Below are 24,377 nucleotides of genomic sequence, written 5' to 3'. Positions count from 1 at the left end.
CCCTATTTTTTGAATGGATAAGATGCTTGAGAAACAGATACAGATGGTAGATCTGCGGAAGCAGTATGAACGTTTGCGTAGTGAGATCGATCCTGCCATGCAAACGGTGATAAATGCTTGTGCCTTTATCAATGGCCCTCAGGTGAAGGGATTTTGTAACCATTTATCAGATTATTTAGGTGTTCCTTATGTGATCCCGTGCGGCAACGGTACGGATGCCTTGCAAATCTCCTTGATGGCATTAGACTTACATTCGGGCGATGAGGTGATCGTTCCTGCTTTTACATATATCGCTGCGGCTGAGGTTGCTTTGGCTCTTGGCCTAGTGCCGGTATTAGTGGATGTAGATCCCGGTACATTCAATATAGACCCGGAAAAGATAGAAGATGCCCTGTCTGAAAAGACGAGAGCTATTATCGCGGTTCATCTTTTTGGCCAGTGTTGTGATATGGAATCGATCTTGAGTATCGCTGGCCGCCATAATTTATATGTGATCGAGGATAATGCCCAATCCATCGGTGCTAATTATACCTTCTCGGATGGAACGGTAAAGAAAGCCGGTACGATCGCCTCTATAGGTACGACCTCTTTCTTCCCCTCGAAACCGTTGGCTTGTTATGGAGATGGTGGGGCGATGTTTACTTCCGACGTGCGATTGGCCGAACGCCTGCGAATGATCGCCAATCATGGGCAAAAGATGAAATATCATCATTCTTTGGTGGGCTGCAACTCCCGTTTGGATACCTTGCAGGCCGCTGTCTTAGATGTTAAGCTTCGGTATTTGGATGAATTTGCCGCCGCTCGTTGTAAAGTGGCTGCTAGATACGATGCTGCCTTTTCCGGATTGAAAACTGTACGCAAACCGCTAAAATCAGTCTTTTCATCGCATGTCTATCATCAATATACGGTACAGCTAGCTGTAGAAAAGAGGGATCAAGTACAAGCAGCGTTAAAAGAACGAGGTATTCCTTCTATGATTTATTATCCATTGCCTTTGCAGGAGCAGGAGGTGATGAGGGGTCGATGCCGGATTTCCGGGGATTTGAATGTCGCTTCTCGCTTGAGCCGATCCGTATTATCCTTGCCGATTCATACGGAGATGACAGAAGAGGAGCAGGCTTATATTATAGAATCTATAAAGAGTGTTTTATGAATAAGAAGATACGTTTCGCCGTGATCGGCTGTGGTCATATAGGTAAGCGTCATGCCGAGATGATTACCCGGGATGAAAGGGCGGAGTTGGTCGCTTTGTGTGATATCCGTCCGAAAGAGGAGCTGGGGATCGAGGCTTATGCGGTCCCTTTCGCCCGGAATATAGATGAACTATTCCGTTTGGGATTGGATATAGATGTGGTGAATATTTGTACACCCAACGGTTTACATGCCGAGATGGCGATCCAAGCGATAGAAAGCGGACATCATGTGGTCATAGAAAAGCCTATGGCCTTGACCTTGGCGGATGCCGAGAAAGTGGTTTATACCTCGCTGAGATTCCGTAAGCAGGTATTTTGCGTGATGCAAAACCGATATTCCCCGCCTTCGGTCTGGATCAAGGAGATGGTTGAGTCCGGAAAATTAGGCCAGATTTATATGGTGCAGCTGAATTGCTACTGGAACCGTGACGAACGCTACTATAAACCCGGAGGATGGCATGGCGACGCTGCCTTGGATGGTGGTACCTTATTCACCCAATTCTCCCATTTCATCGACATTATGTACTGGTTATTCGGGGATATCTGTAATATCCAGACCCGTTTCGCCGACTTCAACCACGAGAAACTGACCGCCTTTGAGGATTCCGGTTTCGTGAATTTTAATTTCGTGAACGGTGGAATGGGTAGTTTGAGCTACTCTACGGCGGTATGGGACAAGAATCTGGAAAGCAGCATGCTGATCGTGGCTGAGAATGGCAGCGTGAAAATCGGCGGTCAATATATGAATGAGGTAGAATATTGCCATATCAAGGGGCATGAAATGCCGGAATTGGCCCCTACCAACCCCGGCAATGATTATGGCCCTTACAAAGGCTCCGCCCAAAACCACAACTTCGTGATCCGTAACGTAGTCAATGTCCTTTCCGGCGCCCCCGGCGAGATCATAACGACTAACGTCTTGGAAGGTATGAAGGTGGTGGATATTATACGGAGGATTTATGCGGGGAAGGCTTGAGAATCCATTCCCAGATAGGGACTACCTCGATCGTTCTCTCTTGGACTTGGATGGTTCGTTTCTCGTCTCGGGTGATAATCATCATACGTTTAAGATGTAGGAACGCATCCGCTTGCTTTTTGTTTTATATTGGAAACAATACGGTGGATTTACGTATTGAAAGCATAAATCCACCGCGAATAGAGATTGAGATTTTAGATCTCGTCAGGGCTTTCGCTGTCTTGGCTACCCCCGCTTTGCGGTTCGGAGAGTTCCTTTTTCTCGAAATTAGTGAGTTTCTTAGCTATTCTCAAGGCCTTTCCGGGGCTAAAGACAACTTTAGGTTCTTTGATCAAACTGGTGGTAAATTCCTCGGTGGTAGGGGCTCCCGTAGAGCCTACCCCAAAACGGAAATTACCCAATTCGCCTACATTCACCCTGCGCCCTTGCGAGAGATTTCGTTTCAACACGATATTGATACGGTCGAGTACCGCCTTGACTTGGGCGGAGCCTACTCCACTTCCATCTGCCACTTCCTCAAGGAAAGTCTCGAACTCTACGAGATCCCCATAGACCACTTGCGCATACTGTTTCTTGGGTGTTTCTGTCTTGTCGTTACCCAAGTTCTTTCTCTCGATCAATCTGTACTTTACTGCCATAATTTCTAAATTTTAAAAGATGATTAAATGAATTACCTTGTTTTCTAAAACATGACAAAGGTATCGTAAGCCGTATGAGGCAAATCGGCCAGTGTCGGTTTATGTCTGTCAATGTCCGTGTATGTGCCTATTAGTCTACGAGTGCCTGTTTCGCATCCTTTAGTTCGCAAGACTAGTAAAATGTAAAAATGTACAATAAGCTATATTAGAATGGGCCTGTTTTGTATATTTCTGATTATTAGTTTATTATATCTAGTAGGTGCGAGACTTTTTAATTAGTATCAATAGAAATCCGGATTTCTATTGATACTAATTGGTGTTTTCTATTGATACTAATTCATATTTCCATACGTACTATTTGTTATTTTATACATAAAGTATGAAAAGCTTCCGGGTTTTGCCCGTTACCCAAGAGTAAATGTTTATCTTTGTGGCACTTTTACCGTAAATATCAAATGGCAGAACAATCACTAAAAGATAAGACAGCGAAAGGGCTCTTCTGGGGAGGGGTCAGCAATGGGGTGCAGCAGTTGCTGGGGATGTTGTTTGGTATTTATCTGGCTCGGATTCTTAATGCGGAGGATTATGGGTTGGTAGGGATGTTGGCGATATTTACAGGAATTGCTAATACGATTATAAATAGTGGGTTTACGGTGGCTTTAACTAATAAACAGGATGTCACACATAAAGATTATAATGCTGTATTTTGGTTTTCTTGTTTTGTTGGCCTCCTCTTGTATGTGGTTTTATTCTTCAGTGCTCCTTTAATTGCTCGTTTTTACAATCGTTCGGAACTGATTTCTTTGTCAAGGGTATTGTTCGTTGGTTTCTTTTTCTCTGGGATCGGGACTGTCGCTTTTACTGTGATGTTTAAAAAGTTGATGGTCAAGGAACAAGCTAAGATTGATATTACGGCACTCGTTCTATCTGGTTTGATTGGTATTGTTTTTGCCTTAAAAGGGTGGGCTTATTGGGCTTTGGTCTTTCAAAGCGTCGTGTATGTTAGTGTCAGCTCTGTGTTAAAATGTGTGATAGCGCCTTGGCGTCCTTCCTTAGAGTTCGATTTTCGTCCATTAAGAGATATGTTCTCTTTTAGTGTAAAAATATTTCTTACGAATATTTTCCAACAAATCAATAATAATTTTTTCTCTGTTTTATTAGGAAGGCTGTTTAACGCAACTTGGGTTGGATATTATTCTCAAGGCTATAAATGGATGTTGATGGGAAATACTATTCTTTGTGGTATGGTCAATTCAGTAGCTCAGCCAGTATTGGTGCAGGTACGAGAGGAGAGACAGAGACAATGCTATATTTTCCGGAAAATGGTTCGGTTTGCGGTTTTTTTGTCTTTTCCTTGTATGATCGGTTTGGCGTTTGTCGCTAAAGAGTTTATTTTAATCACAATTGGGGAAAAATGGATGCCAAGTGTCTCTTTCTTACAATTGTTTTGTTTACTAGGAACGATTTTGCCCATTTGGCTATTATATACACAATTGTTGATCTCATATGGTAAATCAAATATTTATCTGCTAGGGAATGTTAGCCAAGGAGTTATTCAATTGTTACTTCTTTATTTTACATCCCCCTTAGGAATTGAGACCATGATAAAGGCTTATATTTCGACTTATGTTGTAAGCCTGTTCTATTGGCATTATCAAGCCTATAAGCTTATTGGAATTAGCCTGAAAGACATTGTGTTTGATGTGTTTCCATATGCGGTAATCACGGCTTTGTCCTTGGGGAGTGCTTGGTTGTTGACTGCTGCTATCCATTCTGTTTATTTATTGTTTATCGGGAGGGTCTTGTTGATGGGGAGTATATATATAACGCTATTGTGGTTGGCTAATTGCGCTATATTGAAAGAAAGCTTGTCCTTTTTGAGGAATAAAGAGTCTTAGAAATTTTGTTTTTAGAATATGAAAAGTATGAACGTGAGAAAGATATTAAGTGTTTGTAAGAATAAGATTAATTTTTATTCTTATTTGTATTTAGGGGTTACCTTGATGTCAGGGCGAATGTCTTTTAATAAATACAAAAGATTAAAAGCAGATTTAAAGGTATTAAAATCTCAATATTCGGATATTTCTGAATTGTTCCCGGTTACATGTTTGTATCCTTGCTATAGCGATCAAGAAGAAAATGCCGGCTCTCTAAGTTTCCATTATTTTTTTCAAGACTTGTATGTGGCGAATTGTGTAAAGAATAATAACCCTAATCGTCATGTGGATATTGGAAGTCGTATAGATGGTTTTGTTGCTCATGTTGCATCATTTCGGGAAATAGAGGTCCTTGATATAAGGCCAATGCAGGATAATATTCCAAATGTAGTTTTCCACCAAGCAGATTTAATGCGGGCAGGTGGTCTGCAGCTTGGACCCGTTGATTCTGTATCTTGCTTACATGCGTTGGAACATTTTGGTTTAGGACGCTATGGAGATCCAATTTGTTATGATGGTTATTTTATCGGTTTTAAGAATATCACAAACTTGCTAGATACGGGGGGACGGTTCTATTTTTCGGTACCTATGGGAGAACAGCGCATAGAGTTTCATGCGCATCGTGTGTTTTCATTGAAGTTTTTATTGGAAATGATTACCCCATTTTTCGACATTCGTACTTTCTCATATGTGGATGATAGTAATTCTTTCCATAAAGAAGTGAAGTTGACGCAAGAGTTAATAGAGGCAAACTGTGGTTGTCATTTCGGCTGTGCTATTTTTGATTTGATAAAAAAATAAATAGAATGTTCAAAGTAAGTATTGTCACTGTTTCTTTAAACGCAAAGAAAGAGATTCAAGGTACGATTGAGAGTGTATTGTCACAAACTTATCCTTTGATAGAGTATATATTGATTGATGGTGATAGCACTGATGGGACAATTGATATTGTCAAAACTTATAAAGAACGTATATCCAAGCTATTAGTAGAGAAAGACCATGGCGTTTATGATGCGATGAATAAAGCATTGTCCATGGCTACGGGAGATTTTTTGATATTCATGAATGCGGGAGATAAATTTGTGGCTGAGTTTACGGTGGAGAATGCTATGAGGAGTGTACGAGATCCGAAGGCTGTTTATTATGGCGATGCTTTATTTGTTGATCCGACGCAAAGGCGATCGTATATTTATGGTGGTCCATATTCTGCTTATACGATTTGTAGTACTAATATCTGCCATCAATCTATTTTTTATCCTAAGGCCGCTTATAAAAATTATTCTTATGACTTGAAATATAGGCTCTTCTCAGACTATGCATATAATATTAATTTGTTTGCTAAACGATTCAAATTTGTATATTTGAAAGATATTGTATCTGTTTTCAGAATGGATGGCCTTAGCTCTAAAGAACATGATATAGTGATGTTAAGAGATAGAGGTCGATTGATTCTAAATGGCTTGGGATTTTTTTATTATATGTACTATTTGTGTAAGAAGCACTTGCGCATACGAAAATATTTGCGAAAGTTGTAATGGTAATTCTATGTTAAAATGAATATTTCTATCGTCTATGTGAATTATAAGACTGCGCGATTAATATTGGATAGTATTAAGTCGGTGAAAGAAAAAACGGAAGATGTTGATTATGAGATTATCGTTGTAGATAACGCCTCTGGTGATGGTTCATTGGAGTTAATACAAAAACAATATCCGGAAGTGATATGTGTACAAGCTGATGAAAACATGGGATTTGGACGTGCGAATAATTTGGGCATGACATATGCGTCAGGTGATTGTATCTTGTTTTTGAACCCGGATACCATATTGAGAAATGATGCGATCGATAAATTGTATGCGTATTTGATAGAGCACCCTGATGTTGGGGCTTGTGGTGGAAATCTATATGATGAGCGAGGGCTTCCTACGACTTCTTTTAGCAGGAGTTTCCCCTCTTTTATATGGGAGTTTCTATCTATTTTATATATCTCTCCGATTTGTTTGTCCTTTCCTCGGTCAGTGTATTTCAATAAGGAAGGTAAGCCCATTCCTGTTGCGTCTATTATAGGAGCTGATTTGATGGTTCGAAAATCGGTATTGTTGAAGGTCGGTGGTTTCTCTCCTGAATTTTTCATGAATTATGAAGAGACGGAATTATGCAACCGTATTACCCGGGCTGGTTTTTCTATTTATTCTGTTCCCTCTGCTCAAATTACGCACTTGGAGGGACGTGCTTCTTATATAAAGCAATCTCGTCTTTATTTTTTATATGAGGGGCAATACATCTATTTTCGAAAGGTTTATGGTATTTTTGGCTGCCGATTGATCTTTGCTATTACCCAGCTGAAAAGTTATATTCGTCTTTTTCAATTCCTTTTGTTAAGCAATAAGGAAAGACGTTCTTATTGGAGGATGAAGTTGGAAACAAATAGGGAGGTCTGGCATTCAACGAAGATAAAACATTTTTTGATATGAAAAAGAAACTTATCGTTTTCCATCCGGCGATCGCTCCTTACCGAGTTGATTTTTTTAACTCGATAGATGAGATATTTGATGCAAAGTTCTATTTTGAGTTTGACAACGCGTTGGAACAAACGTTCGATCAAAAGCGACTTCAAGAATATTTATCTTTTATTCCAAAGTACCTGAGCCCAGGCTTTCTGGGTATTAAGAACTTGCGATTTGATGTTTTATCTATATTGTGGAAAAATAAGGCTGATGTTGTTTTCATTTCTGAGTATAACTTGCTTGGGTTGTTGGTATGTTTGTTTAAGATATTGGTTAATTGGCGCCTGAAGATTGTTACGGTCTGTGATGATAATGTGAAAATGGCTCAAAATGCTAGTTGGGTGAAACGAATTATGCGTTATGTGATGTTGCATATTCTATCAGCGGTAATTTTGGCGGATCCGAAATCCATGGAATGGTATGGTACTTCTTTGAAATACAAGGCGAAATACTGTTATTTCCCTATAATTCAATCTGATGCCATTTTTCGTGAGCGTTTGAAGCAAGCTCTTCCTTTATCTGTATCTTTAACAAAGAAGTATGATCTGATAGGGAAAAAGGTTATATTGTATGTTGGACGTTTGGTAGAAGTGAAAAATGTATCTCTCTTATTAAAAGCATTTCATGATGTAATAGGAAAAAGTCCGGAAGCTCGGTTGTTTATAGTTGGGGATGGTGAGTTGCAAGCCGAATTAAAACGGCAGATACGGGGATATATATATATGCATTCTGTTCAATTTGTCGGGAAACAAGAAGGGCTGGATCTGTTCGCTTATTACAATATAGCTCAGATATTCGTGTTACCTAGTATCTATGAGCCTTTTGGGACTGTTATTAATGAGGCTTTGTTGGCAGGTTGCTATACGTTATGTTCTTCTGCGGCAGGATCGGCTTGTTTGATAAAGCCCCATAGGAATGGTGACTTGTTTGATCCTGACTCAAATACTGAGTTAGGGGAAAAACTCTTGTTTAGCATAAGGCATTGTGAGGGAGTTAAGGATGTCTTGCTTAAAGAGAATAATATGTATCATAGTTATGATCAGTATATAACATCTTTATTCAATCAGTTAAATTCTATAATAAATTAAGGAAGAATGGATATTCGTTTATATTGGGAGAAAGTTTATTGGGCATTGGCGAAACGTGCCTTTAAAAGAAAGCAGAAAACTTATGAGGATTGGTTGGCGAAAGGATATACTAATCAACCGCTTGTTAGCTTTATTATAGAATCTCATAATAAAAGCGTGGGAGTCAAACGTATTGTTAGTAAATTACGTGAGTACCCGAACGCGGAAATCGTAGTAATAGATGATGGCTCTGAATACAAACATACTAAGTCTCTTATGAGGTTTCTTACTCGTGGTAATGAGTTTTTGGTGCGTGCCAACGACTTGTATGAGAACGTGATGTATGACAAGACTATTCGTTTCGCAAATGGTGAATATATAGTCTTAATGCAGGATGATGATGAGATAACCGATTTGGACTGGGTGGACAAAGGTATATCTTATTTTAAGAAATATCCGGATATGGCTATTCTAGGTGGTCTGAATGGATTGGAGTTCGTTACCGATGATAAGGAAAAGTGGGGATATGTGGATTTATATAAGGATGATAGACTACGAGATAAAGATTTTTATTTTGTGCATGCTGTAAATCGGGCCCCCATGTTGTTAAACAAGAAATTATTCATTGAGCATTTAGGACATATTGATTTCTCTTTAGCCCCCTTCCAATGTGATGATTGTGAGTTGTGTTTACGTGCATGGTTGTGTGGCTTGAAAGTTGGATGGTATAATGCTGGTTTTAAGTCAATGATAGCTGGAGGAATGCGTATTTGGAATAAGGGGTTGATGGGATTTCAGGAAATCAAGAACCGGGGTAAATTGTATGAGATGTACCATATGAAGATAATGGAAATATCTCAAGCTATTAATTATGCTAATAAAGGCGTTATGTAAATATGATAAGCATAGTGATTCCTCTTTATAACAAAGCTGCAGTGATTTGTCGAACCATGGAGTCTGTTAAACAGCAGATCTTTTCTGATTTTGAAATTCTAATAGTCAATGATGGTTCGACAGATGACAGTTTATCTGTTTTGATGGATTTTCTTTCAGAAAATGAAGCTGTGTTTAAAAATTCAGTTCGATTGATTGAACAGGAGAACAAAGGTGTTTCTGCAGCGAGGAACCAAGGTATTAAAGAAGCTAGAGGTGAGATTATTGCCTTTCTTGATGCTGATGACGAGTGGTTACCTGATTATTTAAAAACTATCGCTTTCTTGGTTGAAAAATATCCGGAATGTGATATTTTTGGTACAGCTTATTCATTTAAGATGAATAATATGATAACTCCCGCATCAATTGATTATTATTCTTTTAAAGAGAATGAGGGTATTTTAGATAATTATTTTACGATGGCCTCAAAAGCGAGAGGACCTATTTGGACTTCAGCTGTGGCTGTTCGAAAAAAGGCTATTTTATCTATTGGTTGTTTCCCTGAGGGCATTTCTTTAGGTGAAGATGTAATCGTTTGGGCTAAATTAGCTTGCTTGTATAAAATAGCTTATTCGAAATCAAACCTAGCATTGTATAGAAGAGATAGCAGTTGCTATTTGAGTGTTAAGAAAAATATGCAGCCAGCAATAAAAGAAGACTATGTTGGTATAGAGCTTTGGAGGCTAAACTGCTCTTATCAGATAAAAGACTTAGATAATTATGTTTATCTTTGGTACAAGATAAGATTTGTAATCTTTGTTTTTGATAATGATAAGAAAAGTGCATTTTTGGAGTATATACGTTTATTGTCTTGGGGATTATTGAATTTGGATTGTAACTATCATTTGTTTTTAAATTGTTTACCATATTCCTTGTTAGTTAAATTAAATACTTGTGTTCGGAGGATATTTAGAAAAAAAGTTTGATATAATTTTAGATTATGGAAGAAAACCAACATACCGAATTCAAAGAGTCATGGCATGACGAATATACCCGTTATATATCAGCTTTCTGTAATACGGAGGGTGGTGTATTATATATCGGTATCGATGATAAAGGAGAAGTTGTAGGGATAGAGCAGCCAAAGAAGTTGATTGAGAAACTGCCGAACTTTATCGCTCAGAAAACGGGTATTATGCCTCTTATCCATTTGAGGGAGAAGGCCGGTAAAGAATATTTGGAAATAGAAGTCCAACCTTCTGCCATGCCGATTTCCGTGCATGGACGGTATTATACCCGGAGTGGAAGCGTTACTTCCGAGCTACAAGGGAATCAGCTAAATATGTTTTTGGCTGCGAAAATGGGTTTGACATGGGAAAGTGTGATCGAGGAGGATTTCTCATTGGAGGACATAGATACCGATACGGTAGAACGTTTTAAGCTATTGGCTAAAGACCGGGTTCCTTCCATCGAGCAGGAAACGGATCTGCTGGCTTTGATGGAGCGGTTGAATTTGGTCGTAGGAGGCCGTTTCAAGAGAGCCGCTGTAGTCTTGTTTGGAAAGAATGTGCAGAGATATGTGTTACAAGCTCGTATTAAAATAGGAAAGTTCCTTACCGATACGGAGGTACTGACAACCGATATTGTCGAGGGGAACCTGATTCAGCAGGTTGATCGGGCTTTGGATATATTGCGAACGAAATATTTATTAAGTTATATATCGTATGAGGGGATTCATAGGCGTGAGAAACTGGTTTATCCCTACGAGGCTCTGCGGGAAGCCTTATTGAATTCGATTATCCATCGAGAATATTTTGTTTCTTCCGAAATTCAGGTACGTGTTTACGAGGACAAGCTGGTGATAGGGAATGAAGCTCGTTTGCACGATATTACGGTTGAGGACTTGTCTCGTCCTCACCCCTCTAGACCTCATAATAAGTTGATAGCGGATGTTTTTTACAAAGCTGGCTTTATCGAGAGTTGGGGACGGGGAACACAACGTATTATTGACAACTGCTTGGCAGAAGGATTATCCGCTCCTGTATATGAGCATAAGATGGGTTTTTTATACTTGACTTTTTTTCATGAGCGGATAAATGAGCGGATAAATGAGCGGATAAATGAGCGGATAAATGAGCGGATAAATGAATTGTCGGATATGGAACGGGAGGTATATCAGATCTTGCGAGAGGAGCCTACTATCCGTCAAATAGATTTAGCAAATCGTTTGGATTTGACAGAGCAGTATATCCGGAAGCTTATAAAAAAGTTGAAAGAGCATGGTTGGATTGAACGCATTGGAGCTAGGAAAAATGGTTATTGGAAAATAATAGAGAAGTCATGAAGATATTGATATTAAATACCTCTGAATTAACCGGTGGAGCGGCAGTCGCTGCGAACCGACTAGCGAAAGCATTGGGTAAATCTGGTGTAGAGGTTTCTATGTTAGTACGTGATCGGAAAACAGACCATGTAAAAGTTTTCTCTGTAAATAATTCATGGACTTCACATAGGCTTAATTCTTTTCGCTTCATTTGGGAACGACTGATAATCTTTATCTGTAACTTCTTTAGCAAGAAGAACCTTTTTCAAGTTTCCATAGCCAATACAGGCACGGATTTATCGAAGCACCCATTAGTGCAACAGGCAGATGTGATTCATCTGCATTGGGTGAATCAAGGATTTTTGTCTCTTTCTGATATTAAGAAATTAGTAAATACCGGAAAACCTATTGTGTGGACTATGCATGATTTGTGGCCAGCTACGGCTATTTGTCATTATCCGGGAGGATGTGAGAAGTATATATCGAATTGTTATCAGTGCCCGATGCTGAAACGAAATCCGTTTTTTGATCTAGCGGCTTCTGTTTTTAAGGAGAAAGGGAAAATTGGGTTATCTAAGATTACATTTGTCGGTTGTAGCCGATGGATAATGGAAGAGGCCAAAAAAGGCAATTGGTTGAGAACAGCCTGTTTTACCTCGATTCCTAACCCGATTGACGTGACAGCCTTTAAGCGTATGGAAAAGCAGGTGGCCCGTAAACGATTCGGCCTGCCGGAAGATAAGTTCCTTCTTCTTTTTGCCGCCGCTAAGCTTTCAGATACCCGGAAAGGAGCGATTTTTTTGATCGAGGCTTGCGAAAAACTAAAAGAGAAATACCAAGATCGCATAGAAATCGTGTTGATGGGAAATAGCTCGGAAGAATTGATTAGCCAGTTTCCTTTTAAGGTGAATACGCTGGGATATATATCGGATCAAGACTCTATGATTTCCGTTTATGCCTGTGCCGATATGTTCGTTATTCCTTCGTTGGAGGATAACTTACCCAATACGATTATGGAGTCGATGGCATGCGGTACGCCTTGTGTGGGATTTGAGACAGGAGGGATTCCGGAGATGATAGATCATTTGAAGAATGGGTATGTAGCTAAATATAAGGATACAAATGATTTGGCTGTAGGGATTAAGTGGATAATTGACAACCAAGAGACTTTTCGATTTAGTGAGGCTTGCGTCCGCAAGGTGCATGATTGTTATAGGGAATCGGTTATTGCCGAAAAATATATAGCTTTGTATCAGAGCCTGTGTAATAAGAGAAAATAGCGTGAAAGAAGATCAGCATATCGAAGTAAGAATGAATGCTTGTTGGTAGGTGATTGAAAGCAAATGAAAATTGCTACATTTGTGGAAAAATGGAATAAATGGACGATCAGCATAAGCCTGAATGGATTAAGGTGGACGAGTGGGATTTTGTAGAATATGTGGATAGCTTGTTACGTAGTCAAGAGGCTGTCGATTTAGAGTTTAAGACCGCTCGTGCCGGATTCCCAAATAGTGTGTGGGAAACGTATTCTTCATTTGCGAATACAGATGGAGGAACTATCGTTCTGGGAATAAAGGAGAAAAATGGGGCACTATTTGTGGAGGGACTTCTTCCAGAGCAAATTGTGTCTTATCGGCAAATCATTTGTAACCAATTGAATAATCCGGATTGCGTTAATGTTAATTTACTTACTGACAAGAATATTCAAGAGGTAGACTATAGAGGAAAATCTCTTTTGCTGATTTATGTTCCGAGAGCATCTCGTTCACAACGTCCTGTATATTTAACAAGAAATCCCTTGAATGGACATACTTATAAACGAAATAATGAGGGAGATTATAAATGTACGGATACGGAAGTTCGCAGAATGATTGCCGATGCGGATGAGGAACATCCGAGAGATTCTCGTATTTTATGTAATTATTCAATGGAAGATATTGATTTGGACTCACTTAAACAATATCGACTGCTACTTTCTAGTCGTCAGCCAGATCACCCTTGGTTGACACTTGATGATATGGCTTTTTTGAGAAAATTGGGAGGATATCGACAAGATAGGCAAACAGGTCAAGAAGGGTTTACTTTAGCGGGTATATTAATGTTTGGAAGGACAGAAAGTATAACGGATAATGAATGTGCTCCATCTTATTTTCCGGATTATCAGGAAAAAATGTCGGTAGATGAGAATGTTAGATGGACAGATCGCATTTGTATGGATGGAACTTGGGAAGCGAATCTTTTTCAATTTTATCGGCGTGTGTATCCTAAATTATCATCTGTACTGCCTAAGCCATTCCGTTTGGAGAATGGTGTGAGATTGGAAGATACTACCACACATGTCGCTTTACGTGAGGCATTTGTAAATACATTGGTGCATTGTGATTATATGGAGGAAGGAAATATAACGATAGAACAATGGAAAGATCGTTATGTATTTAAAAATCCCGGAACACTGCTAGTGAGTAAGGCCCAGTATTATGCCGGAGGTGAAAGTATATGCCGTAATAAGAGCTTGCAAAAGATGTTTATGCTGATTGGCTTCTCTGAGAAAGCAGGAAGTGGGGTGAATAAGATTTTTATGGGTTGGAAAAATGCGAATTGGAGACCTCCATTTGTAGAGGAGCAAAGTCACCCGGATCGGGTGGTGTTGAATTTACCGATGGAAAGTTTGTATCCAGAGGAAGTCTTAGAAGAACTTAAGCGTCTGTTTGGACGGGAAATTGAAAGAATTCCATATGATCAATTCACGGTTTTGGCTCTTTGTTACTCTGAAAAACAAGTATCTAATGAAAGACTTCAATATATTTTGAACCAACATAGCTCAAATATTACAAAGCTACTGAAAAGTATGTGCAATGCTGGTTTTTTGGAGTCTATAGGAAATGGCCGGGGAACTAGGTACCGTTTGCTGTTTTTGGAGAAGGATGAAAGCAAGCCTCAAAAGGATGAAAGCAAACTGAAGAAGGATGAAAGCAAGCCTCAAAAAGATGAAAGCAAACTGGAGAAGGATGAAAGTAAGAAATATATGCGTTATGAGGATTTGTCGAGGTTAATACTATCTGTTTGTGAGGATTATGTAGCTCTGGAAATAATAGCGGAAGCTGTTCATAGAGAGGCTTCTTATTTAATTAATCGGGTTATACCAAGAATGTTAGAGGATGGGCTACTAGAGAGATTATATCCGTCTTCTCCTAAGCATCCTTTACAAAAATATCGTGTGAGACAAGTCGGAAATTTATAAGAGATAATGGAAATGAATCAGCAACCTACATTTTCGATCATAACGATCACCTATAATGCGGAGCGATGGCTGGAGCGTACGATATTGAGCGTACTTAGCCAGTCGTATCCGAATATTGAGTATATATTGATTGACGGAGCGTCGAAGGATAAGACCGTAGAGATCATCAAGCAATATGAGTCCGGTATCGCTTCTTGGATAAGCGAGCCTGATAAAGGCTTGTATGATGCTATGAATAAGGGATTGAAGCTGGCTACGGGGGACTATGTGTGGTTCTTGAATGCGGGTGATACACTTTATACCGCAGATACCGTGCAAAGAATTGTGGCGTCTTTGAAAAAGAAAGTATCTTTGCCTGACGTGATTTACGGAGAGACCCGGATCGTTGATGCGGAGGGTAGATCGTTAGGGATGCGCAGGTTGAAAGCTCCGGAGAAACTGACTTGGAAGAGTTTCCGGATGGGAATGTTGGTTTGTCACCAGTCGTTTATATCAAAACGGGAGATCGCTCCGTTATATAATATGGAATACCGTTTGACGGCGGATTATGATTGGTGTATCCAATGTCTGAGACGATCGAAAAGAATACATAATACACGTTTGATCCTGTCTAATTTTTTGGAGGAAGGGTTAAGTAGTGTGAACCGGAAAGCTTCCTTAAAGGAGCGATATGAGGTCATGTGTAAGTATTATGGCAAGGTGTCGACGATTCTGTTGCATGGTTGGTTCGCCGTGAGATTCTATTTTGCCAAATGGTTTAAAGGTAGAGTATAAACAATAAATTATAGATAAGTTTTATGCGGAGTATAATGAGTAAATGGGGAAAACATATCGCTGCGATAGCCGTATTCTTGGTATTGACGGTGATTTATTTTTCTCCGGCCGTATTTGAAGGTAAGGTAGTCCGGCAAGGGGATACGGAAAAGGCTATCGGTATGGGGAATAGCCAGATGGATGAATATGAGAAGACGGCCCAACCGGGAGAATTCAGCGCATGGTCCGATGCCATGTTTGGCGGAATGCCTTATGTGTCGGGATATGGCAATCCGGCTCCACGGTTTCCCGGATATCTTTTAGTGGAGAAGCCTTTAAAAGCGTTGGGATATATGGATGCGGGGATGGTGTTTACCGGATTCGTCTGTTTTTATATCTTGATGTGTGTCATGGGCCTAAATTGGTGGTTGGCGATCGCTGGTGCCATCGCTTTCGCTTTAGCGTCTTATAATCTGATCATTATAGAGGCCGGCCATGTCACGAAAGCGTATGTAATCGCTTATATGCCATTAACGTTGGCGGGTATGGCCCTGTTGTTCAAGCGTAAGTATTTATGGGGGGCGGTCGTGTTCTTGTTGGGTGTCGCTTTCTCTATCGCGAATACGCACCTGCAAATCACTTATTATTTATTATTACTTTGCTTCTTCGTTTATTTGGGATATTTGTTCAATAAACTGAAGGAAAAAGCTTATAAAGAACTGGGTACGGTAACCGCTATTATGGCTGGATGCGTGATATTGGCGGTGTTGCCGAATGCCCAGAATATGTATGCTCAATGGGATTTGGGACAGAACTCTATCCGTGGGGCTACGGAATTAACGACAACGACCCCTTCGGGCGAGAAGATCTCTTCCGGCTTGGACAAGGATTATGCGTTCGCTTGGAGCTATGGAAAAGGGGAGTTGTTGACCTTGTTGGTTCCGAATGCCTATGGTGGAAGTTCGGGTGGAATGCTAGGCCCGGATTCTGAGTTATATAAGGAATTAAGGGCGAAAGGCGCTCAAGTCGGAAAAGAGGTACAGGCTCCTACCTATTGGGGAGAGAAGACATTTACTTCCGGGCCGGTTTATTTCGGGGCATTGGTCTGCTTCTTGTTTGTTCTGGGAATGTTCGTGATCCGGAATCCGATGAAATGGTGGTTATTCGGAGGTTCTGTCTTTTTGATATTGCTGGCATTGGGACGTAATTTTGATAGCTTCAATGACTTTATGTTCCATTACTTGCCGATGTATAATAAGTTCCGTACCGTAGAGATGGCATTGGTTATTCCGGGTATGGTATTTCCTATTATCGCTATATGGGGATTAAAAGAAGTGTTATCCGAGACTGTGAGCGATGCCTTGTTGAAGAGAGGATTGATCGCTGCTTTGGCTATCACGGGGGGGCTTTCTTTAATCCTTTGGTTGATGCCGAGTATGCTGTTGGATTTCCGTTCTTCTTTCGACGCTCAATATCAGTTGCCGGATTGGTATTACAACGCCTTGTTAATGGATCGTGCTTCCTTGGCTTCGGCGGATGCGTTGCGCTCTTTGGTCTTTATCTTATTAGGGGCGGCTTTGTTGTTCTGGTTCTATACCTCGAAAGATCGGAAAAAGGTGGCGACATTCGTAGGGATCGGTGTTGCGGTCTTGATGTTGGTTGACTTATGGACGGTGGATAAACGGTATTTGAACGATAGTAACTTTATCCGCCAGAAACCTACAGAGGTATATAAAGAGACGGTAGCCGATCAAGAAATCATGAAGGATAAGGACCTTTCTTATCGTGTCTTGAATTTGAATAATCCTTTCTTGGAGACAACGACCTCGTACTATCACCATTCCGTCGGTGGTTATTACGCCGCGAAGCTGAGACGGTACCAAGAACTGATCGACCACCGTCTGCAAGGAGAGCTTAACTCGGTTATCGGGGCTTTCCAGAAAGCGCAGACTGCGGAGGATTTGATGGGGGCGTTCGCTGCTTGCCCGTCCTTGAATATGCTAAATACACGTTATATTATCTATAATCCGGAGCAACCGCCTTTGAGAAATCCGTTCGCTTTCGGCAACGCTTGGTTTGTGGATAAAGTGGAGGTCGTGGAGAATGCGGATGCGGAAATAGCGGCGTTGAATACGATTAATCCGTTAACGACGGCGGTTGTCGATAAACGTTTCGCCAATGAGGTGAAAGGTTTCACGCCTCAATTGGACTCTACCGCTACGATAACATTGGATAGTTATCGTCCCAATAAATTAGTTTATACGACGAAGGCTAATTCTGAGCAATTAGCGGTATTCTCTGAGATCTATTATCAACCGGGATGGGAGGCTACGATTGATGGGAAGCCCGCTCCGCATTTCCGGGCGGATTGGATATTAAGGGCTATGTTAGTTCCTGCGGGAGAGCATCAGATCGTATTTGAGTTTAGACCGCAAGGTTATATTACGGCGGCTTATATTACTTCTTTTAGTTCGTTGATTATCTTGTTGTTATTGATTGGTGCGGTAGGATATTCGGTTTGGAAAGCTAGAAAGCAAAAAGAGATATAAATTCCGGTTGGTTGTAGAGACGGGGTGTGCCCCGTCTCTACAACTAGATGAAACCGCTATTGATAAAATCGAGCAGTTTTCTCGTTAGGGTTTCCCACGAGAGGGCTGCTTTTTCTTTGGATATGTTCGCAGGGATGGTGGCTTGCTGTGAGGGGGTGAAAAGTTCCTCGATACCTTGGGCGAGGGCCGTTGCGGATATCTCAGGCACTACGATGCCTGTACCCGGCTTTTCGATGCTGTTCTTGAAATCGCCTACGGGAGTACTTAACATAGGTAAATCGTAATTGTAGGCTACGGATACGACACCGCTTTGAGTGGCGGAGCGATAGGGGAGTACCAAGGCATCCGCCGCTGAGAAATAAATGGGGATTTCCTCGTCGCTGATATATTCACAGTGGACGAATATACGTTTTTTTGCCGGAGATGCATCGATCAAGGTCTGATACTTCTCGAAACTACCGTAACATTCGCCGGCTATAATGAGATGGTAATCCTCGTTAAGCTGTCCCATCGCTTCTATCAGCAGGTCTAATCCTTTATAATCCCGTATCAGTCCAAAGAATAGAAGATTCTTTTTGGACGGATGGATTCCTAATTTCCGGCACGCCTCGTTCTTGTTGATCTTACTCCCGAAATGATTGTAAAGCGGGTGTGGGTTCTGGATATATTTAGCGCCCGGGTAAAGTTTCCGCAAATCATACCGCACGTTATCGCTCATCACGATAAAGCCATGGCATTGCTTGAAAAGTAACGAAGCTAAAGGCTTGTCGAAGAAACGCGGCTCATGGGGAATCGCATTGTGGATAAGGGTGATTACCTTACAATGCTTTTTCATCCGATTCGCTACGTGGGCGTATCCGGGAACGAAAAAGGACATCCAGTAAGAGATAATCAGTACGTCCGGCGCATAGGAACGAATGGCGTTTACGGTACTGAAATAACTAACCGGGTTGACGCTATCTAATACTCGCACGCTCTCGATTTCGATCGCACGGTCTCCCGCTTCTACGTATTGAGTCTTGCCGGGAAATAAGATATCCGGATAAAGACGTTTGAAGTTGAAAGCCTTTACTTCATGACCTTCTTTTACTAATTCCGTATAGAGCATCCCGCTGAATTGGGCGATACCGCCACGATAGGGATAAATGGGGGAGAGAATAGCGAAACGCATGGTAATTGAAAATTAAGAATTGAAAATTGAAAATTAAGAATCGAGAACTACAGGAGCTCTCCTCCCTTCATTTTCAATTCTCAACTTTCAATTTTCAATTAATTAGTATCTGTAATGATCGGCCTTGTACGGTCCTTCTACCGGTACGCCGATATAATCAGCTTGTTTTTGTGATAATGTAGATAATTTCACGCCGATACGTTCCAAGTGTAGGCGGGCAACTTCCTCATCCAAGCGTTTCGGTAAGCGGTATACACCTACCTCATAAGCCATTTGCCATAAGTCCATTTGGGCAAGCACTTGGTTCGTGAACGAGTTACTCATTACGAATGACGGGTGTCCCGTAGCGCAACCTAAGTTTACCAAGCGTCCCTCTGCCAATAAGAAGATGGAGTTTCCGTTCGGGAACGTATATTTGTCCACTTGAGGTTTGATATTCGTGTGCTTGATATTCGGATAGTTGACAAGCTTGTCCACTTGGATCTCGTTGTCGAAATGACCGATATTACATACGATCGATTGATCTTTCATCTGTGTCATATGCTCGATCGTGATGATATCGCAGTTTCCGGTGGTTGTAACGAAGATGTTACCCTCTTTCACGGCCTCTTCCATGGTCGTGACCTCGAAACCTTCCATAGCGGCTTGCAAGGCGCAGATCGGATCGATCTCAGTCACGAGTACACGAGCCCCGTAAGAGCGCATGGAGTGAGAGCAGCCTTTACCTACGTCACCGTATCCGGCTACGACTACCACCTTGCCGGCGATCATCACGTCCGTAGCCCGCTTGATGCCGTCCGCCAAAGACTCACGGCATCCGTATAAGTTATCGAACTTGGATTTCGTCACGGAGTCATTAACATTGATAGCCGGAACCAGCAACTCACCTTTCTCCATCATCTGATACAGACGGTGAACGCCGGTGGTCGTCTCTTCCGACACACCTTTCATCTCGGCTACCGTACGGTGCCAACGGCTGTTATCTTCTTGAAGGATACGATTTAATGTATCTAGAATTACCTGTTCCTCATGATTCCCGCCTTTGCGGTTGATGGTCTCCGCATCGTTCTCCGCACGATAGCCCATGTGAATCAGCAAGGAAGCGTCACCTCCATCGTCAACAATCATGTGAGGGCCTTTACCTTCCGGGAAACGAAGCGCCATGTCCGTACACCACCAATACTCCTCCAGCGTCTCGCCTTTCCAAGCGAATACCGGTACGCCGTCCGCCGCGATAGCGGCTGCCGCATGGTCCTGTGTGGAGAAGATGTTACAGCTAGCCCAGCGAACGTCCGCTCCCAACGCAACTAATGTTTCGATTAACACTGCCGTCTGAATAGTCATATGCAGTGAGCCGGTGATACGTGCGCCTTTCAAGGGTTTCTGATCGGCGTATTTCTGGCGTAGCGCCATTAATCCCGGCATTTCGTGTTCGGCGATCTCGATCTCTTTGCGACCGAATTCAGCCAAACTCATATCTGCCACTTTATAAGGCAGATTAGTTGGAAATAATTGTGACATAAATTAATACTATAAATGGTTGAGACGCGAAGGTACGAAAAAGCGTTGATAGTAGGTGTTCTTTATCTATGAATTTCCATCTAGGGCAGAGGCTTGCTGAGGGGTACGGTGGGTTCGTTACTGCAACCCGCATTGCAGTAACACTGCAACGCCGTTGCAGTATTGGGTTCTCTGTAGTTTTGCGCTTTAATGAATACTGAAGGCTCCATCTACCAATAGCGCATGGCCATCGACGAAGCTCGCTTGCGGACTGCATAGCCAAAGTACGGCGTTGGCGATCTCTTCCGGCTTACCGAGCCGCCCTGCGGGAATGTCGCGCACCAGCTCCTTCTCCAAGGAAGGGTCACGCCGCATTAAGTCTTCCGCCATCGGCGTACGGATAACGTCCGGACATACGGCATTGATGCGGATGTTCTTTGCCGCATAGTCGATAGCGGCGGTACGTGTCAGTCCGATAACGGCATGCTTACAGGCTATGTAGGCCGCTTGCCCCGGAAATCCCGTGACTCCGCCTTGCGATGAGGTGTTGACGATGGCGCCGCCGCCTTGTTTCAGCATTTGCAGGATCTCATAACGCATGCAGTTCCAGACACCTTTCAAATCCACAGCCACGGTACGGTCGAATTCATCGTCGGTGATTTCCGCCATTGGGCGTTGCGGTGTTTGTATGCCTGCGTTGTTAAGAGCCGCGTCCAGTCTTCCGTAGGTAGCTACGATCCAGTCGATCATCTCTTTTACGGCTTGCGTGTTTGATACGTCGCACCGATACGCTACGGCCTTATGTCCCTCGGCTACTAATTTCTCTACCTGTTCTCTCGGCTCACGGATGTCTGCCAATACGGTTATGTATCCAGCCTTGGCGAAGGCTTCAGCGCAAGCGAGTCCGATACCCATCGCTGAACCGGTTACTAAAGCTACTTTCTCTTCCATTGTCTTTGTCATGATCATTTGATTTACATTTTGTTATTATTTATGTCGCGAAGATAAGGAGGGAGTGGTATGGAGGCTTTGTTATGTGGTTCAAATAGCTTTGTTGTGTGGCCCATTATAAATATTATATATCCTCGGTTGGCGGTACGCCATACGCTATCTTATAGATTTTCGAGAAATGGGAAAGGTTCTTGAAGCCTACCTCGAAACAAATCTCCGAGACCTTACGCCCCCCTTTACGTATCAGCCCATGTGCGGCTTCAAGGCGGCGTCGGATGAGCCATTCCCGGGGCGAGAGAGCGCTACATTTCTTGAAATCACGTTTAAATGTGGAGAGACTGCGTCCCGTATAGTTGGCGATTTCTTCCATGGAAATATCGTTCATATAATTCCGCTCCATGAATTCCAGTATGTCTATCTTCCATGGATCGGTAAAATCGAAGATAGAGGCATATAGATTCTTGTCGGTATTGAGCAACACATAAACGCCCTCGACCATTTTTAGTTGCAGCAATTCGTCTGTCGGTTGGATCTTGGAATTGAAATAAGGGGTCATCGACTCAAACAAGCTTACGATATCGGGACGGTTGGACGGTAGCTTGTAAAGGCTTACCTGATCTCGCTTGGCATCTTTAGGGAGAGTATTTCGATCTAATTTGCTGTAAAAGTCGCGTAGGAACTTCATGGTGAACATCAAGAAGATCGCCTTGAACTGCTCGCCATTCCATGCTTGTTTCGTCATCTGCACGCTGAAGTCCTTGCGGATGAAAGCGCATTCTCCTTTATGTAACCGGGTGATTTGGCCTTTCTCGTCGATTACCATCTCTCCGGAATATACATACACCAACACATGCGAATGATTCCGGTGCAGGCAGCTCTTTCCGCCATCGAAATACATCGCTAAAAATAAATCCGAGTAACGCAGTGTGTTGATTCCGTCCATCGTTCTTTAGGAAAATGGGCGACACGGGAAGATCGTGCCGCCCATTATGAAGATTTTAAAGTAACTGTCAACTGTTAGCTGTCCACTAAATCGTCAGGCCGGCGTGATACCTTGCTCTTGCAATAGTTTCAGCCCGAGGTCTTTCAACTTGAACTTCTGTATCTTTCCGCTTCCGGTCATCGGGAAGGTATCGACGAAGAAGATGTATTTCGGGATCTTATGCCGGGCGATCTTTCCGCGGCAGAAGTCTTTCACCTCTTCCTCCGTAGCCGTCACACCATCGTGAAGGATGATAAAGGCACCCACTTCCTCTCCATATTTCTTGGAAGGAACAGCGGCTACTTGCACGTCTTTCACGCCGGGGAAATGATAGAGGAACTCCTCCAGCTCACGTGGATAGATATTCTCGCCTCCACGGATAATCATATCCTTGATACGGCCGGTGATACGGAAGTTTCCATTCTCATCACGAACGCCCAAGTCGCCGGAATGCAGGAAGCCATCCTTGTCGATCGCTTCATTGGTAGCGGCTTCGTTTTTATAGTAACCTTTCATGTTATTATAACCGCGGTTACACATCTCGCCTTGTACGCCAACGGGACATTCCTCGCCGGTCTCCGGATCGATAACCCGTACCTCGGTAAATTCGAACTCATGGCCTACGGTATTATAACGCACCTCGGCCGGATCTTCGATACGGGAGTGGGTCATACCCGGTGAGGTCTCTGTCAATCCATACACGCTGGTTACACGCATATGCATCTTCTCGTCCACGGTTTTCATCAATTCAACCGGGCAAAGAGAACCTGCCATAATACCGGTACGTAACGACGTGAGGTCGAACATCTCGAACATCGGGTGGTTCAGCTCGGCAATGAACATGGTAGGCACGCCGTACACGGCCGTGCAACGCTCTTTATGTATAGAAGCTAATACCAATAGCGGATCGAATTTCTCGACCATCACTTGCGTACATCCATGCGTCAATACGTTCATGGAAGCTAATACCACGCCAAAGCAATGAAAGAGAGGTACGCAGCAACAAAGCTTATCGTCGGCGGTGAATTTCATATGCTCACCCGTCAAGAAACCGTTGTTGGCGATGTTGTAGTGAGTCAACATGACCCCTTTCGGGAAGCCGGTCGTACCGGAAGTATATTGCATATTGACAACGTCGTGGCAATTTACTCTCGCTTTGGCTGCCTCTAAGGTCTCATCCTTTATATTTTGTCCGAGGAGCAACATCTCGGGCGTATTGTACATACCCCTGTATTTCTCCTGTCCGATATAGACTACATTTCTCAAGCGTGGGAAACGCTCGCTTTTCAAATACCCCCGTTGAGAGGTCTTCAATTCCGGCAACATGGTATAGACCATGTCCACGTAACTTCCATCAAACACGCCGTCAGTGATACACATCGTATGGATATCGGCGTTCTCTACTAGGTATTCCAGCTCGCTTTGTTTATAGTTCGTATTGATCGTGACCAATACGGCACCGATCTTCGCGCCTGCATATAGGAATGTCAACCAATCCGGTACGTTCGTCGCCCATACGCCGACATGTGTGCCATGGGTGATACCGATCGCCAACATACCTTTCGCCATGTCGTCCACACGCTTGTTGAATTCGCTCCAAGTGAAACGTAAGTCACGGTCTGAATAAACGATATACTCCTTATCCGGTGTATTCTCGGCCCAATGTTCCAGCCATTGGCCAAGGGTTCTGTTATGTAATTCCATAAAACGCCGGAT

At 42.4% G+C, this 24,377-nt stretch carries 20 protein-coding genes; 14 read left to right on the top strand and 6 right to left on the bottom strand.

All coding sequences use genetic code 11. The annotated features are described in order from the left end of the window. The first annotated feature begins 22 nt into the window (after nt 1-22). Together NBH16_RS11745 and NBH16_RS11740 are read left to right on the top strand one after the other, a co-directional pair. Complete coding sequence (locus NBH16_RS11745) at nt 23-1,153, top strand: DegT/DnrJ/EryC1/StrS family aminotransferase (protein ID WP_008778791.1); 1,131 nt, start codon at nt 23-25, stop codon at nt 1,151-1,153. Further along, on the top strand, nt 1,150-2,169 hold the full coding sequence (locus NBH16_RS11740) for a Gfo/Idh/MocA family protein (RefSeq protein WP_250788593.1): 1,020 nt from the start codon (nt 1,150-1,152) through the stop codon (nt 2,167-2,169). The genes NBH16_RS11745 and NBH16_RS11740 overlap by 4 nt, the downstream gene beginning before the upstream one ends. Nucleotides 2,170-2,363: 194 nt before the next feature. On the opposite strand, the gene NBH16_RS11735 is transcribed toward NBH16_RS11740, so the two are convergent. Next, nucleotides 2,364-2,807, bottom strand: coding sequence for an HU family DNA-binding protein (locus NBH16_RS11735; RefSeq protein ID WP_005864090.1), 444 nt, complete (start codon nt 2,805-2,807; stop codon nt 2,364-2,366). A 455-nt stretch (nt 2,808-3,262) separates the two neighbouring features. Here NBH16_RS11735 and NBH16_RS11730 point away from each other — a divergent pair, with 455 nt between their 5' ends. From NBH16_RS11730 to NBH16_RS11675, 12 genes are all read left to right on the top strand, one after another. Further along, nucleotides 3,263-4,705 carry a lipopolysaccharide biosynthesis protein gene (locus NBH16_RS11730; protein WP_005864092.1) on the top strand — a complete coding sequence of 481 codons (1,443 nt, stop codon included), beginning with the start codon at nt 3,263-3,265 and terminating at the stop codon, nt 4,703-4,705. A gap of 27 nt (nt 4,706-4,732) precedes the next feature. Then, on the top strand, nt 4,733-5,545 hold the full coding sequence (locus tag NBH16_RS11725; protein WP_005864093.1) for a DUF268 domain-containing protein: 813 nt from the start codon (nt 4,733-4,735) through the stop codon (nt 5,543-5,545). Between the two features lie 5 nt (nt 5,546-5,550). Further along, a complete protein-coding gene (locus NBH16_RS11720) occupies nt 5,551-6,279 on the top strand; it encodes a glycosyltransferase family 2 protein (RefSeq protein ID WP_005864094.1) in 729 nt (242 codons plus the stop codon). Nucleotides 6,280-6,297: 18 nt separating this feature from the next. After that, entirely contained in the window at nt 6,298-7,218 is a 921-nt protein-coding gene (locus NBH16_RS11715; protein ID WP_005864095.1) for a glycosyltransferase family 2 protein, read from the top strand. Next, nucleotides 7,215-8,339 (top strand): glycosyltransferase family 4 protein, encoded by a 1,125-nt coding sequence (locus tag NBH16_RS11710; RefSeq protein WP_005864096.1) that lies wholly within the window; start codon nt 7,215-7,217, stop codon nt 8,337-8,339. The genes NBH16_RS11715 and NBH16_RS11710 overlap by 4 nt, the downstream gene beginning before the upstream one ends. A gap of 6 nt (nt 8,340-8,345) precedes the next feature. Next, entirely contained in the window at nt 8,346-9,212 is an 867-nt protein-coding gene (locus NBH16_RS11705) for a glycosyltransferase (RefSeq protein WP_005864097.1), read from the top strand. 2 nt (nt 9,213-9,214) lie between these two features. Then, complete coding sequence (locus tag NBH16_RS11700; protein WP_250788591.1) at nt 9,215-10,177, top strand: glycosyltransferase family 2 protein; 963 nt, start codon at nt 9,215-9,217, stop codon at nt 10,175-10,177. 14 nt (nt 10,178-10,191) lie between these two features. Then, nucleotides 10,192-11,535: an ATP-binding protein gene (locus tag NBH16_RS11695; RefSeq protein WP_122144707.1), complete on the top strand. Its 1,344-nt coding sequence runs from the start codon at nt 10,192-10,194 to the stop codon at nt 11,533-11,535. Continuing rightward, the gene (locus tag NBH16_RS11690; protein WP_250788589.1) at nt 11,532-12,794 is read left to right on the top strand and encodes a glycosyltransferase family 4 protein; all 1,263 of its coding nucleotides are present in this window, start codon (nt 11,532-11,534) and stop codon (nt 12,792-12,794) included. Before NBH16_RS11695 ends, NBH16_RS11690 begins: the two co-directional genes overlap by 4 nt. A 98-nt stretch (nt 12,795-12,892) precedes the next feature. Next, on the top strand, nt 12,893-14,755 hold the full coding sequence (locus NBH16_RS11685) for a DUF8451 domain-containing protein (protein ID WP_008774360.1): 1,863 nt from the start codon (nt 12,893-12,895) through the stop codon (nt 14,753-14,755). A gap of 12 nt (nt 14,756-14,767) precedes the next feature. Further along, nucleotides 14,768-15,529: a glycosyltransferase family 2 protein gene (locus NBH16_RS11680; RefSeq protein WP_122382925.1), complete on the top strand. Its 762-nt coding sequence runs from the start codon at nt 14,768-14,770 to the stop codon at nt 15,527-15,529. A 23-nt stretch (nt 15,530-15,552) separates the two neighbouring features. Continuing rightward, nucleotides 15,553-18,057 (top strand): YfhO family protein, encoded by a 2,505-nt coding sequence (locus tag NBH16_RS11675; RefSeq protein ID WP_250788588.1) that lies wholly within the window; start codon nt 15,553-15,555, stop codon nt 18,055-18,057. A gap of 43 nt (nt 18,058-18,100) precedes the next feature. Here the strand turns inward: NBH16_RS11675 and NBH16_RS11670 are convergent, their stop codons facing one another. The 5 genes from NBH16_RS11670 to NBH16_RS11650 form a co-directional block, all read right to left on the bottom strand. Further along, nucleotides 18,101-19,228 (bottom strand): glycosyltransferase, encoded by a 1,128-nt coding sequence (locus NBH16_RS11670; protein ID WP_005860788.1) that lies wholly within the window; start codon nt 19,226-19,228, stop codon nt 18,101-18,103. Between the two features lie 102 nt (nt 19,229-19,330). Further along, the gene (ahcY, locus tag NBH16_RS11665; protein WP_011966979.1) at nt 19,331-20,749 is read right to left on the bottom strand and encodes an adenosylhomocysteinase; all 1,419 of its coding nucleotides are present in this window, start codon (nt 20,747-20,749) and stop codon (nt 19,331-19,333) included. Nucleotides 20,750-20,935: 186 nt separating this feature from the next. Beyond that, complete coding sequence (locus NBH16_RS11660; RefSeq protein ID WP_250788587.1) at nt 20,936-21,691, bottom strand: glucose 1-dehydrogenase; 756 nt, start codon at nt 21,689-21,691, stop codon at nt 20,936-20,938. Nucleotides 21,692-21,803: 112 nt separating this feature from the next. Next, nucleotides 21,804-22,622 carry a helix-turn-helix domain-containing protein gene (locus tag NBH16_RS11655; RefSeq protein ID WP_005860794.1) on the bottom strand — a complete coding sequence of 273 codons (819 nt, stop codon included), beginning with the start codon at nt 22,620-22,622 and terminating at the stop codon, nt 21,804-21,806. 93 nt (nt 22,623-22,715) lie between these two features. Further along, a complete protein-coding gene (locus tag NBH16_RS11650) occupies nt 22,716-24,365 on the bottom strand; it encodes an AMP-binding protein (protein WP_005864131.1) in 1,650 nt (549 codons plus the stop codon). Nucleotides 24,366-24,377 lie beyond the last annotated feature (12 nt).

Source organism: Parabacteroides sp. Y3-G-102 (assembly GCF_023656845.1).
GTDB classification, from domain to species: Bacteria; Bacteroidota; Bacteroidia; order Bacteroidales; family Tannerellaceae; genus Parabacteroides; species Parabacteroides distasonis.
The sequence above is the reverse complement of the archived record's forward strand: the minus strand, read 5'-3'. Positions and strand labels throughout refer to the sequence as shown.

Bases quoted from the DNA above. Each gene is read 5' to 3' on its own strand.
- NBH16_RS11680 (WP_122382925.1), top strand. From the start codon at position 14,768: ATGAATCAGCAACCTACATTTTCGATCATAACGATCACCTATAATGCG.
- NBH16_RS11705 (WP_005864097.1), top strand. From the start codon at position 8,346: ATGGATATTCGTTTATATTGGGAGAAAGTTTATTGGGCATTGGCGAAA.
- NBH16_RS11740 (WP_250788593.1), top strand. From the start codon at position 1,150: ATGAATAAGAAGATACGTTTCGCCGTGATCGGCTGTGGTCATATAGGT.
- NBH16_RS11710 (WP_005864096.1), top strand. From the start codon at position 7,215: ATGAAAAAGAAACTTATCGTTTTCCATCCGGCGATCGCTCCTTACCGA.
- NBH16_RS11745 (WP_008778791.1), top strand. From the start codon at position 23: ATGCTTGAGAAACAGATACAGATGGTAGATCTGCGGAAGCAGTATGAA.
- NBH16_RS11715 (WP_005864095.1), top strand. From the start codon at position 6,298: ATGAATATTTCTATCGTCTATGTGAATTATAAGACTGCGCGATTAATA.
- NBH16_RS11690 (WP_250788589.1), top strand. From the start codon at position 11,532: ATGAAGATATTGATATTAAATACCTCTGAATTAACCGGTGGAGCGGCA.
- ahcY (WP_011966979.1), bottom strand. From the start codon at position 20,749: ATGTCACAATTATTTCCAACTAATCTGCCTTATAAAGTGGCAGATATG.
- NBH16_RS11685 (WP_008774360.1), top strand. From the start codon at position 12,893: ATGGACGATCAGCATAAGCCTGAATGGATTAAGGTGGACGAGTGGGAT.
- NBH16_RS11720 (WP_005864094.1), top strand. From the start codon at position 5,551: ATGTTCAAAGTAAGTATTGTCACTGTTTCTTTAAACGCAAAGAAAGAG.
- NBH16_RS11660 (WP_250788587.1), bottom strand. From the start codon at position 21,691: ATGACAAAGACAATGGAAGAGAAAGTAGCTTTAGTAACCGGTTCAGCG.
- NBH16_RS11650 (WP_005864131.1), bottom strand. From the start codon at position 24,365: ATGGAATTACATAACAGAACCCTTGGCCAATGGCTGGAACATTGGGCC.
- NBH16_RS11700 (WP_250788591.1), top strand. From the start codon at position 9,215: ATGATAAGCATAGTGATTCCTCTTTATAACAAAGCTGCAGTGATTTGT.
- NBH16_RS11670 (WP_005860788.1), bottom strand. From the start codon at position 19,228: ATGCGTTTCGCTATTCTCTCCCCCATTTATCCCTATCGTGGCGGTATC.
- NBH16_RS11695 (WP_122144707.1), top strand. From the start codon at position 10,192: ATGGAAGAAAACCAACATACCGAATTCAAAGAGTCATGGCATGACGAA.
- NBH16_RS11675 (WP_250788588.1), top strand. From the start codon at position 15,553: ATGCGGAGTATAATGAGTAAATGGGGAAAACATATCGCTGCGATAGCC.
- NBH16_RS11730 (WP_005864092.1), top strand. From the start codon at position 3,263: ATGGCAGAACAATCACTAAAAGATAAGACAGCGAAAGGGCTCTTCTGG.
- NBH16_RS11655 (WP_005860794.1), bottom strand. From the start codon at position 22,622: ATGGACGGAATCAACACACTGCGTTACTCGGATTTATTTTTAGCGATG.
- NBH16_RS11725 (WP_005864093.1), top strand. From the start codon at position 4,733: ATGAACGTGAGAAAGATATTAAGTGTTTGTAAGAATAAGATTAATTTT.
- NBH16_RS11735 (WP_005864090.1), bottom strand. From the start codon at position 2,807: ATGGCAGTAAAGTACAGATTGATCGAGAGAAAGAACTTGGGTAACGAC.